The following is an 11,075-nucleotide window of genomic DNA, read 5'->3' on the forward strand; positions in this document are numbered from 1 at the left end:
GGCGGTTACCGCCCGTTGGTGCCCCGCTCTGGGCTTCAATGGGGCTCGCATTTACCGGCGCTTCTGCGCCAGGGCAACGACGCCGCGCCAGCCGAGCATGAGCAGGGCCGACATGGACGACGCCACGATGACGAATGACCAGTGGGGGAGCTTGTCGCGGTAGAAGGCCCAGATGACCAGGCCGACGACGAGGGTGATCAGCCAGATCAGCCAGCCGCGGTTTTTGCGGGTAATCAGCCAGGCGAGGGCGACTCCGACGGCGAAGGGGAGGAAGGCTTCCAGCCAGCCCGCGAAGTTGAACTTCATCTCCTCGCTCTGGTGGGCGGCCCGGGCCAGGAGTGCGAAGGCGGCGATGGCGACGAAATCGGCTGCGATGGCGTAGCTCGTGCGAATCATGCTCATGAGCTTACGCGGGGTGCCGTGTCGGACTGCGGTGCGCCGAGCATGAACCCGCGCCCGGCGTAGGTGGCGAGGTAAACCACCCACCCGATCGCGGTGATGAGCGCAAACGAGATCCCGCGGTAGATGAGTGTCGCCGCTGTGGCGTCGACAAGCGGGAGCCCACCGGCCACCAGGGTGCCCGCGGCGATTGCTTCGACCGTGCCCACCCCGCCGGGGGTGACTTGGGCGGCGCCGGCGAGTTTGGTCATCACGAATGCGAGGGTGACCCCTGCCAGCGTGGTTTGGTTCAGCCCGGGGTTGCTCAGCGGTACCTCCCCGCTGGTGGCCCACACGGAGAAGTACAAAACCGCGAGGTCGAGCAGGCGGTTGAGCAGGGAGAGCACGGCGGTCAGCACGAAGCGCCCGGCGGACATGCGGATGCGCGAGACCTCGTCGATCACGGAGATGAGCTTGCCGCGCACGCGCTCGGGGACGTAGCGCACCCAGCTTTTCAAAAGCTCCGGGTTGCGTGTTGCCCAGTAGAGGGCAAGAGTCGTTGCAACGGCGATGGCAAGCGAGACACCCAGCGCCGTTAGCGAGAGCGAGGCCCCGAGGAAGATCACCGCGGCGATGCCGATGAGAACGAGCCAGACTGTGGACAGGGCCCCGGAGACGACGAAGAACCAGCTGCACACACCCGCGCTCGCGCCCCAGGAGCGCTGCACCCGAAACGTCAGCCACGCCGAGACGGCGGGGCCTCCCGGGATGGAGGTGGACCAAGCATTTGAGGCCAGGGTGATGGCGCTGGCCTGGGGCAGGTGTGCAACGGGCCGCTCCACGTTGATCAGCAGTTGCATGACGGCGGCCATGCACACGATCGACAGCAGCGCGCACGCGATGGCGGCGGCGACGGGGGCGGCAGGGGCGTCGGCAAGTGCGCGGGCAGCCTCGCCGACAAACGAGAGCTCGTCGCGGAAGACCACCGCGAGGAGTGTGAGCACCGCGAGCGGGGCCAGCCACCTGACCCACCGCCACACTTGCGAGCGCACGGGTTAGCGACCGCCGCCGTGTTCGTCGTTGAGCCGCCTCATCAGCTCCTGGAAGGGGATGAGCTCGCGGTCGTCTGCAACGGACCTGCCGCCGCGCGCGGGTTGGTTGTCCACCACGGTGTCGGCGACTGCGATGTCGCCGTCGTGCAGCTCGGTGTGCGCGGCCTCCAGCGCGAGGGGCGCGGGGGCCGGGGAAAGGGCGTTCGCGCCGGCGGGGACGTGCTCGGAGTGTTCGCCGATCCGTGCGTAGACGCGCTTGACCCAGCGCGGGGCCCACCAGTTGTCCTCGCGCAGCAGGTGCATCACGGCGGGCACGAGGAGCAGGCGGATCACGGTGGCGTCGAGCGCGAGGGAGAAGATCATGCCGAAGGCGATGTACTTCATCATCACAATCTCGCTCATCGCGAAGGCAGCGGCGACGACGATCATGATGGCGGCTGCCGCGGTGATGATCCCGCCGGTACGCGCTGTGCCGTAGGCGATCGCGCCGTCGGTCGAGGCGTTGTTGTGGCGGGCTTCGACCATGCGCGAGAGCAGGAAGACCTCGTAGTCGGTGGACAGGCCGTAGAGGATGGCGATGATGAGCACCAGCACCGGGCTCATCAAGGGCCCCGGGGTGAAGTCGAGCAGCCCGGCACCGACGCCGTCGACGAAGATGAGGGTGAGAAAGCCCAAGGTCGCCCCGATGCCGAGCACGTTCATGATCACGGCCTTTGCCGGCAGGATCATGGAGCCGAACAGCAGCGCCATGAGGATAAACGTCGCGGCGACCATGTACAGCGCCATCCACGGCAGGCGCGCGAGCAGCGCCTCGATGGATTCGACTTCCATCGCGGGTGTGCCCGCGACGTAGAGCTCGACGCCCTCGGGTGCTTCGATGGCGCGCATTTGCTTGACGACGTCCGCCCCACCGTTTCTGTCCGCGAGCGGCGCCGACAGGATAGTCGTTCCATCCTGCGTCGGGTGCGACGGTGCCAGCGGCGTGGCGAGCCCGGTAATCTGCCGGGCCTGCATGACGACGTCGACAAGCTGCTGGTTATCGGCACCGGTGACGACGAGCTTGACCGGGTCGGTGCGGAAGGCGGGGAAGGAGGTGTTGAAATCGTCCTGGGCCTGGCGGGTTTCCTGGCTCGGCGGCAGGTAGGTCTCGTTGATCCCGCCGAAGGTGATGCCGACCACCGGCACGGTCAGCAGGATCAGAAGCGCCGTGGTGCCGACGACAACGCCCTTGGCGTGGCGCATCGCCCACCGCGGGATGCGGTACCAGACGGTGTCCTCGATGCGCCGGCCCACGCGCGAGGTCGTGCGCACCGACCACAGGTCGATGCGCCGGCCCATCAGACCAAACAGGGCGGGCAGCAAGGTCACGGAGATGATCGCGGCAAGGACGACCGCGGCGATCGCGCCGTAGGCGACGGACTTCAAAAACGCCTGCGGGAACATCAGCAGCCCGGACAGGGCGACGCCGACCATGAGCGCGGAGAAGAACACGGTCTTGCCGGCGGTGGCTGTGGTCACCGCGACCGCTTCTTCAACCTCGTGGCCCTTGTCAAGCTCCTCGCGGAAGCGCGAGACCATGAACAGGCCGTAGTCGATTGCCAGGCCCAGGCCGAGCAGCGTGATCACGGATTGTGAGAACACGTTGACCTGCTGGAACTGAGCCAGGATCGCAAGCAGTGATAGCGAACCGGCAATGGAGAGCACGCCCACGACCAGAGGCATCGCCGCGGCAACGACGCTGCCGAAGACCCACAGGAGGATCAGCGCGACGAAGATCAGGCCGATCTTCTCGGCGCGAGCGATGTCGTCGGCCATGCCTTTATCCAGGGCGTCGGCGACGGCGGTGGCACCGGCGATGTCGAGCTGCGCGCCGTCGGGAAGCTCGATGGCTTTCAGGGCGGGCTCGATGGTGCGGAAGTCGCGCAGAGTCTGCTCCCCGTCGCCGGCGAGCCCGATCGCGGCGAACGCCTTGGTGCCGTCTGCGGTGATCTGCTGCGGGTTGGGGGAGGCGAAGTAGCTGTTGACGCTTTCGATCTCCTCGGGGAACTGGGCCTTGAGCGCCTCGATCTGCCGGTTCGCGGAGTCGAACACTTCGCCCTGGGCGACCCCGTCGGGTGAGGACACCAGCACGATGACGTCGCCCGAATTGTCGCGGCCGAACGTGTCCTGCTCGATGACGGCGGCGGTGGTGGAGTCGGCGCCCGGGTCCTCCCAGCCTTCCTGCGAGAGGCGGTCGGCGAGCTTCGAGCCGAAAAGCACCTGCATTGCGATGATGACCGCGATGATGACCACCGGGATGATCTTGCGGTGGCGGTACGCGAAAGCGCCCCAGTTGTAGAACACGCGTGCTTCTCCTTACGCTTGGGTCGAGTGCGCAGTGCTGCGTTCGTTGCGCTCTCCGCGCGAGCTGTGCAGCAGTGCCGTGAGCGGGCGGAAGGGCTGCAGCCACGCGCCCTCTGCCGGGAGCTGGTCCAGGTTGACGCGCGGCAGCGGCTCGCGGAACACCCCCGGGATGTCCTCTAGGTCGACGAAGTCGATCTCCTCGTTGCTCACGGCCCACGAGGCGTGCTCGTGGAAGCCGAGGACGGTGACCGGAATGCCCTCGTTGAGGAGGTCCTCGATGGCGGGCATGAAGTTTTGTCCGTCGGCCGAGGCGACCACCAGCCCGCGCAGCACGCCCTCGTCGCGGCGGCGTTCGATGTGGGCGAGCATGTCCTGGTCCACGTCGGAGTCGTCGTCGCTTTTCGGTTTGGCGAACACGGCGAAGCCCACGTTGCGCAGTGCCTCGACCCAGGGACGCACGACATCTGCGCCTTGGGCCGCGATATTGGTGAACACGGTTGCCTCCGGCTCCACGCGCTCGCCGAGCTGGGCGGCGGACTCTTCGGCGCGGGCGATGAGCCAGCGGCCGATCGCGTCGAAGCGGGGGCGGTAGGCGGCGGTGGGGCGCCCGCCCAGGATCGCGCCGAGGCCCATGTCGAGGTTCGGCGCGTCCCAGACCAGAAGGAAGCTGTCGGGGCCGGCCTGCGCGCCGGGGGTGTACGGGTGGGTCATCTCGTGGAGGTCGTGCATTCTCGTCCTGCTTCCCGGTTCTAGTTCTTTGCCCAGAGGTACTCGCGGATGACATGGTCCTTGTCCAGGCCCTTGCCCTCAAACTTGGTAATGACCTGGCGGTCGGTCAGAAGCGGCGCCTCGGGCCAGGGCCACCCCTTGAACTCCAGCATCGGCTCGACGTCGACCAATTCGTCAATCCATTCAGCGTAATCGGCGTGGTCGGTGGCCACGTGCAACACCCCGGAGGGTTTCAGCCGGGTGGCAATCAAGTTCAGGGTTCCTGATTGGATAATGCGGCGCTTATGGTGGCGCGCCTTCGGCCACGGGTCGGGGAAGAAGATGCGCACTCCGTCGAGTGATTCGGGCTCGAACATGCGGGCCAGGACCTCAACGCCATCGCCACGGATCATGCGCACGTTGTCGATGTCGTTGCGCACGACTGCGCCGAGCAGTTTCGCCAAGCCAGGTTTGTACAGCTCGACGGCGACGATGTTGGTCTCCGCCTCAAGCGGCGCCATCGCGGCGGTCGAGGTGCCGGTACCGGAGCCGATTTCCACGATCGTCGGGTGGCCGGTGCGCCCGAACCATTCGTCGATGTTGACTGGGGCGTCGTCAAGCAGGCGGCCCAGGCGGGGCCAGTGCTCGTCGAAGAGGGCTTCCTGGTTGTCGGTGAGGGTGCCGCGGCGGAAGGTGACGGAGCCGAGGCGCGGGTAGTCGAGCCCGGTGGTGAATTCCGTTTGGGGCGGGCGTCCGTGTGAAAGTTCACCGGTGCCGGAGCGCTCGGTGCGGGGGAAATCAGAATTATTCATCACGTCAATTGTGCACATGACGTGGGCAAATGCAAGTTTCACGCGGGTGCTTGCCGACGCCCGCCGCCGCGCACCGCAACTACCCCCACATGGGGCTGGAAACCGGTCAGGTGCGGGCAAGGGGAATGTTTGACTGGCGACCCGGCCGTCTTTGCGCAGGAAAAGCGTCGTTTTAGGGGGCGGAACAGGGAGGATTGGGCCCCAAAACGGGGGTGGCAAACGGGCGCGTCGTCGTGGGTTTTTCGTGTTATGGGTCACTTGAGGCCCGGGGAATCTACCACGTGTTTGGGCCGTTAGTGCCCGTAGAGGCAGGTTTTCGATAGGCTAGTAACCTACAGGAATGTTCTGAAGTGGAATGTATCCGGGGACAACCAGTGTAAGTTCATCGCACTTGAGAAAACTCCACGACAACGAAGGCACAGGAGAGTACATGACCACCGCAATCAAGGGGCTGGCGCAGGAAGCGCCCACCGACAACGAACACCTCATTGCTTGGGTTAACGAGGCTGTGGATCTATTCCAGCCGGAGCGCGTGGTCTTCGTCGACGGTTCCCAAGAGGAGTGGGACGCCTTCGCTGCCGACCTGGTTGAGAAGGGCACCCTGATCAAGCTCAACGAGGAAAAGCGCCCCAACTCCTACCTGGCGCGCTCCAACCCGTCCGACGTCGCACGAGTCGAGTCGCGCACCTTTATCGCCACCGAGGCTGAGGCGGACGCCGGCCCCACCAACAATTGGATGAAGCCCGAGGCCCTCAAAGACGAGATGCGCGAGCACTTCCGCGGCTCCATGAAGGGACGCACCATGTACGTCGTGCCGTTCTGCATGGGCCCCATCACCGACCCCGACCCGAAGCTGGGCGTGCAGCTCACGGACTCGGAGTACGTCGTCATGTCCATGCGCATCATGACCCGCATGGGCCAGGAAGCGCTGGACAAGATCGAGGGCGACAACTTCGTGCACTGCCTCCACTCCGTCGGCGCCCCGCTGGCCGAGGGTGAACAGGACGTGGCGTGGCCCTGCAACTCCACGAAGTACATCTCCCAGTTCCCGGAGACCAAGGAGATCTGGTCCTTCGGCTCCGGCTACGGCGGCAACGCAATTCTGGCGAAGAAGTGCTACGCACTGCGCATCGCATCCGTCATGGCCAAGGAGGAAGGCTGGATGGCGGAGCACATGCTCATCCTCAAGCTGACCTCGCCGGAGGGCAAGAGCTACCACATCGCCGGGGCGTTCCCCTCGGCCTGCGGCAAGACCAACCTCGCGATGATCACCCCGACGCTTGAGGGCTGGAGCGCCGAGGTTGTCGGCGACGACATCGCCTGGATGCACCTCAAGGACGACGGCCTGTACGCGGTGAACCCGGAAAACGGATTCTTCGGCGTCGCGCCGGGCACCAACTACGCCTCCAACCCGATCGCGATGCGCACGATGGAGCCGGGCAACACCCTGTTCACCAACGTCGCGCTCACCGACGACGGCGACATCTGGTGGGAGGGCATGGACGGTGAAGCGCCCGCGCACCTGATCGACTGGCGCGGTGCCGACTGGACCCCGGATTCCGGACACGACGCCGCCCACCCGAACTCGCGCTACTGCGTGCCGATCGAGCAGTGCCCGACCGCAGCGCCGGAGTTCAACGACCCGAACGGTGTGAAGATCGACGCCATTCTCTTCGGCGGCCGCCGCCCCGACACCGTGCCGCTGGTGACCCAGGCGCTCGACTGGGAGCACGGCACCATGATCGGTGCGATGCTCTCCTCCGGGCAGACCGCCGCCTCCTCCGAGGCGAAGGTCGGTAGCCTGCGCCACGACCCGATGGCCATGCTGCCGTTCATGGGCTACGCCGTGGGCGACTACTTCCAGCACTGGATCGACATGGGCAACCGCGGCGGGGAGCGCATGCCGGAGATCTTCCTGGTCAACTGGTTCCGCCGCGGCGATGACGGTCGCTTCCTGTGGCCGGGGTTCGGCGAGAACTCCCGCGTACTGAAGTGGATCATCGACCGCATTGAGGGCAAGGTCGGCGCCGACGAGACCGTCGTGGGCCACACCGCCCGCGCCGAGGACCTCGACCTGACCGGCCTGGATACCCCGCTCGCCGACGTGGAGGAAGCCCTCCACGCCGACCCGCAGCTGTGGTCCAGCGACATCGAGGATTCGCGCCGCTACTTCGAGCGCCTCGGCGAGCGGGTCCCCAGCGAAATCTTCGACCAGCTGGAGAAGCTCTCCGACCGCGTCTCGGCCGCGAAGTAGCTCACCGGCCGCCTTCGGGCGGCACGCGCAGCGCCACCACCAGGTTGGAGGTGGCGAACTCACGCACCAGCGGCACCCGCGTTACCCACCACGCCCACGACGGGTGATAGCGCGGGAACGCCACGAACTCAAGGTTTTTCTCGCGCGCCCACCTCAGGCCGTCGGTCGCGGAGACGTTGAAAAGCGACATGCCCCAGACGTTCTTCGGCTGGCGGCCATGTTTGCGCGCGTAACGACGCCTCGCGTACTCGCCGCCCACATAATGCGGCCACAGGCCGGTCTCGTGGCCGCCGAACGGGCCGAGCCATACGGTGTAGCTGAGCACGACCAGCCCGCCCGGGGCGCACACCCGGATCATCTCATCGGCCATGTCGCGCCAGTTCGGGATGTGTTCGGCGACGTTGGAGGAATACACGACGTCGAAAGATGCGTCGGCAAAGGGCAGTGCGGCGCCGTCGCCGCGCACCGCGCCGTAGCCGCTGAGGCCCGCCGCCGACATCTCGGACACGTCCGGCTCAAGGCCGACGTAGTGCGCGCCGACGCGGGCGAACTCCGCGGCGAAGTAGCCCGGTCCGCCGCCGACGTCGAGAACGTTCTTGGCCTGCAGCGGTGAGTGGGTCAGGTCGTTGGAGAGGGCGTCGATAAGCAGCGCGGTGTCGCGGGCGAGGCCGCCGTAGAAAATGCGCGGGCGGAACTGCTCGTACGCAAAGGAGCGAAGAAGGCGCACTGAGCGATTCCAGGTGGCGAGGCGGCGGGTACGGTACACACGTATGAAGATACTGCTGCTGTGTTGGCGCGACATGTCCCACCCGCAAGGTGGGGGCTCGGAGCGCTACATCGAGCGCGTCGGCGAGTATCTTGCGCGCCAGGGCCACGAGGTCGTGCTGCGCACTGCGGCGTACACCGATGCGCCGCGCCGCAGCGTCAAAAATGGGGTGCGCATTGAGCGCGCCGGCGGCAAGTACGGTGTGTACCTGCTCGCGCCGCTGGCGGTGTGGCGGCACCGGCCGGACGTGATTGTGGATACTCAAAACGGCATCCCGTTCTTCGCGCGCTTGTACTCGCGGGCTCAAACGGTGCTGCTGACCCACCACAGTCACCTGCGCCAATGGCCGGTAGCGGGTCCTGTCATCGGCCGGCTCGGGTCCTTTTTAGAGCGTCGCGTCGCCCCGCGCGTCTACCGCGGTGCGCAGTACGTCACAGTGTCCGACGCCTCCCGCGAGGACCTCATTGCCCTGGGTGTGCGCGCCCGCGACATCGCCGTGGTTCACAACGGGGTGGACCCGGTGCCCGATATCGTGCCGGTTCAGCCCGATGACGGGCGGATTCACCTGGTGACTCTGTCGCGGCTGGTGCCGCACAAGCGCATTGAGCAGGCGATCGACATTGTCCGCGAGCTCGATGGGGTGGTGCTCGACGTGCTCGGCTCCGGTTGGTGGGAAGACGAGCTGCGCGCGCACGCCGCCGGGCTCGAAGGCCGGGTGATTTTCCACGGACACGTGGGCGACGAGTACAAGCACGCCGTGCTCGCACGCGCGGCACTGCACTTGATGCCGAGCGTCAAGGAGGGCTGGGGGATCGCGGTCATCGAGGCAGCGCAGCATGGCGTGCCCACCGTCGGTTACGTCGAGGCCGGGGGTTTAGGCGATTCAATTGTCCACGGTACAACCGGCCTGTTGGTGGAGTCCGAGGACGAGTTCCGCAGTGCTATTGAGCGCCTGCTTGACGACGCCGTCCTGCGTGCCCGCCTCGGAGAAAACGCGAGACAGTGGGCGGGCCGCTTCTCCTGGGAGGAGACGGGCCGCAGGTTCTCTGAGCTCATTGCGGGGAGCGAAGGATCCCGGTAGGCGCGCCCGGGGTGTGCACAGGCCAACGCCCGCCCCCGGTGGCGCGGTTGCGCGGGTGGGGCGGGCGTTGGAATGCGTTGAACAGTAGGTTACGCGGTTATGCGGGGACGTCGAGGTCCCGGGAGCGGAGACGTTCCTTCATTTCCGCCTCGACGAGGACGGGGATGAAGTCCTCGATGTTTGCCCGGTCCTTGTGCTGGGCCTTGACGGCCTCGAAGGACTCTTCGATGAGCTCGCTCGGGTACACACTGGACCATTCAGTGATGAGGTCCTCGCGGATGTTGCGCAGTGCGCGCTCGCGGATGATGCTGAAGTCGATGTCGTTGGTCTTGGTGGTCTTGTTGGTCATGGTCTTTCTCCTTGTTTCGAAAGTTTGGTGAATGGATGTTTAGCTGCGCATGTTTGCCATTGCGATGGCAGTAATGAGCGGGGTGATGGATTCGAGAAATGGTGTGTCGGGTTCCGGGGCCGGATCCTCGGGCCATTTCGCCAGGGCTGTGTGAACGGCTCGGGCAGTGCGAGGCGCGGATGCGGCCTTGTCGATGAGAGCTTCGGTCATTGATCCTTGTCCTTTCTGCCGGTCTGGAAGTGAATCTCGTGAAACTGGTTTTGGTAACCTGTTGTTCAACTGCTGTTAACTTTAGAGGTAGGGTGCTGCGGGGTCAAGGCGCCGTTCAATTGGCGCGATCAAGTAATGGGTGAAAGCCTACTAAATTGCGTAAAGATGCAGGTAAGCAAGGTTCTAATCAGGGAGAAAGTCAAACTGTGATTTATATCACATCAGCTTGGCGGGAGCTATTTCCGTGTTGCTGGGAGAGTTAACGTTGAGTTAACAACAGGTCGGTGCTCCGCCACTCACGGCGAACATTCGACCCCGGCCCGTCGGACCCACCCGCACCAGGCGACAAGCGGCACCGCGAACCAACCCAACAACAGGATTCGCCCCAGCACCGACGGCTCGCGCGCCGGCGCACCGGTGTCCACCACGGTGCCGTCGGGATGAACCACGAGACCGATGCCGAGGGAGGCGAGTAGCGCGGTGTCGTCCGGGTTGGATTGGGCGAGCGCCCAGCGTGTCGACGCCTCGTCGACCACGTGGCCGCCGATACGCAACTCACCGGACTCCACAACGTTGACCACCTTGGTTGCCGGGTCGACCACGGGGATTCCGTCGGAGCGCGTGAGCAGGGTCGGCCGGTCGACGAAGAGGATGTCGCGGCCCCGGGCGTCGATACGCGGCACGTCGACCACGGAGGGAGTCAGCGGCGACAGGGCCGCGGGGGCGTCGGGAACCTGCAGCACTGCGAACGCGCACGCGGCCGCAGCGAGCCGCGGGGTGAGGCCGCCGGCGGCAGAAACGTAGGCGGGAACGGCCAGGATCACCCACTTCTGGCCGTCGCGAAGCAGGCCCGCACCGGGAAGCCACTCGACCACGGCGGCGATCCCACCGAGCCAGGACGCCACCGCCACGGTGAACCCGACCGCGGCGAGGATGAGCAGGCGCCGTGGCACAGCGCGCCACCCGCAGGCCAGCACCACGGCGAGCAGCACGCCGAACAAAGCAAAACCGATCGAACGCGAGGGTGGCACCGCCGCGGCATTCCAGATGCCGCCGAGGCCAACCAGCGCGCCCAGGGTGCCCACCCACTGTTCGGCACGCGGCGCGAACGCCATTGCCGAC

At 66.1% G+C, this 11,075-nt stretch carries 10 protein-coding genes and 1 pseudogene; 2 read left to right on the forward strand and 9 right to left on the reverse strand.

The features are described 5' to 3' along the window. Positions 1 to 51 precede the first annotated feature (51 nt). From HMPREF0298_RS07020 to trmB, 5 genes are read right to left on the reverse strand one after another with little or no spacing between them, the layout of a single operon-like run. Positions 52 to 402 carry a DUF3054 domain-containing protein gene (locus HMPREF0298_RS07020; protein ID WP_006840443.1) on the reverse strand — a complete coding sequence of 117 codons (351 nt, stop codon included), beginning with the start codon at positions 400 to 402 and terminating at the stop codon, positions 52 to 54. Continuing rightward, positions 399 to 1,430: a lysylphosphatidylglycerol synthase transmembrane domain-containing protein gene (locus HMPREF0298_RS07025; RefSeq protein WP_006840444.1), complete on the reverse strand. Its 1,032-nt coding sequence runs from the start codon at positions 1,428 to 1,430 to the stop codon at positions 399 to 401. Before HMPREF0298_RS07025 ends, HMPREF0298_RS07020 begins: the two co-directional genes overlap by 4 nt. A 3-nt stretch (positions 1,431 to 1,433) precedes the next feature. Then, a complete protein-coding gene (locus HMPREF0298_RS07030; RefSeq protein WP_006840445.1) occupies positions 1,434 to 3,773 on the reverse strand; it encodes an MMPL family transporter in 2,340 nt (779 codons plus the stop codon). Positions 3,774 to 3,785: 12 nt separating this feature from the next. Further along, positions 3,786 to 4,502: an NYN domain-containing protein gene (locus HMPREF0298_RS07035; protein WP_006840446.1), complete on the reverse strand. Its 717-nt coding sequence runs from the start codon at positions 4,500 to 4,502 to the stop codon at positions 3,786 to 3,788. Positions 4,503 to 4,522: 20 nt separating this feature from the next. Further along, a complete protein-coding gene (gene trmB, locus HMPREF0298_RS07040) occupies positions 4,523 to 5,293 on the reverse strand; it encodes a tRNA (guanosine(46)-N7)-methyltransferase TrmB (RefSeq protein ID WP_040422870.1) in 771 nt (256 codons plus the stop codon). 430 nt (positions 5,294 to 5,723) lie between these two features. Between trmB and HMPREF0298_RS07045 the strand changes: the two genes are divergently transcribed. Continuing rightward, positions 5,724 to 7,547 carry a phosphoenolpyruvate carboxykinase (GTP) gene (locus HMPREF0298_RS07045; protein WP_006840448.1) on the forward strand — a complete coding sequence of 608 codons (1,824 nt, stop codon included), beginning with the start codon at positions 5,724 to 5,726 and terminating at the stop codon, positions 7,545 to 7,547. Between the two features lies 1 nt (position 7,548). Here HMPREF0298_RS07045 and HMPREF0298_RS07050 read toward each other — a convergent pair whose 3' ends face one another. Next, positions 7,549 to 8,313, reverse strand: a complete 765-nt coding sequence (locus tag HMPREF0298_RS07050) for a class I SAM-dependent methyltransferase (RefSeq protein WP_040422815.1) — start codon at positions 8,311 to 8,313, stop codon at positions 7,549 to 7,551. A 4-nt stretch (positions 8,314 to 8,317) separates the two neighbouring features. Between HMPREF0298_RS07050 and HMPREF0298_RS07055 the strand changes: the two genes are divergently transcribed. Further along, positions 8,318 to 9,394, forward strand: a complete 1,077-nt coding sequence (locus HMPREF0298_RS07055; protein WP_006840450.1) for a glycosyltransferase family 4 protein — start codon at positions 8,318 to 8,320, stop codon at positions 9,392 to 9,394. A 97-nt stretch (positions 9,395 to 9,491) separates the two neighbouring features. Here HMPREF0298_RS07055 and HMPREF0298_RS07060 read toward each other — a convergent pair whose 3' ends face one another. The 3 genes and pseudogenes from HMPREF0298_RS07060 to HMPREF0298_RS07065 all read right to left on the reverse strand — a co-directional run. Beyond that, positions 9,492 to 9,743, reverse strand: coding sequence for a three-helix bundle dimerization domain-containing protein (locus tag HMPREF0298_RS07060; protein ID WP_006840451.1), 252 nt, complete (start codon positions 9,741 to 9,743; stop codon positions 9,492 to 9,494). A 39-nt stretch (positions 9,744 to 9,782) separates the two neighbouring features. Continuing rightward, positions 9,783 to 9,953: a hypothetical protein gene (locus HMPREF0298_RS12210; RefSeq protein WP_006840452.1), complete on the reverse strand. Its 171-nt coding sequence runs from the start codon at positions 9,951 to 9,953 to the stop codon at positions 9,783 to 9,785. Between the two features lie 296 nt (positions 9,954 to 10,249). After that, a pseudogene (locus tag HMPREF0298_RS07065) lies at positions 10,250 to 11,075 on the reverse strand (hypothetical protein); the annotation flags it as partial.

The organism is Corynebacterium lipophiloflavum DSM 44291 (assembly GCF_000159635.1).
Taxonomy (GTDB): Bacteria; Actinomycetota; Actinomycetes; order Mycobacteriales; family Mycobacteriaceae; genus Corynebacterium; species Corynebacterium lipophiloflavum.

Excerpts from the sequence above, each read along its gene's own strand:
- HMPREF0298_RS07020 (WP_006840443.1), bottom strand. The coding sequence starts at position 402 with ATGAGCATGATTCGCACGAGCTACGCCATCGCAGCCGATTTCGTCGCC.
- HMPREF0298_RS07035 (WP_006840446.1), bottom strand. The coding sequence starts at position 4,502 with ATGCACGACCTCCACGAGATGACCCACCCGTACACCCCCGGCGCGCAG.
- trmB (WP_040422870.1), bottom strand. The coding sequence starts at position 5,293 with ATGAATAATTCTGATTTCCCCCGCACCGAGCGCTCCGGCACCGGTGAA.
- HMPREF0298_RS07045 (WP_006840448.1), top strand. The coding sequence starts at position 5,724 with ATGACCACCGCAATCAAGGGGCTGGCGCAGGAAGCGCCCACCGACAAC.
- HMPREF0298_RS07055 (WP_006840450.1), top strand. The coding sequence starts at position 8,318 with ATGAAGATACTGCTGCTGTGTTGGCGCGACATGTCCCACCCGCAAGGT.
- HMPREF0298_RS07060 (WP_006840451.1), bottom strand. The coding sequence starts at position 9,743 with ATGACCAACAAGACCACCAAGACCAACGACATCGACTTCAGCATCATC.
- HMPREF0298_RS12210 (WP_006840452.1), bottom strand. The coding sequence starts at position 9,953 with ATGACCGAAGCTCTCATCGACAAGGCCGCATCCGCGCCTCGCACTGCC.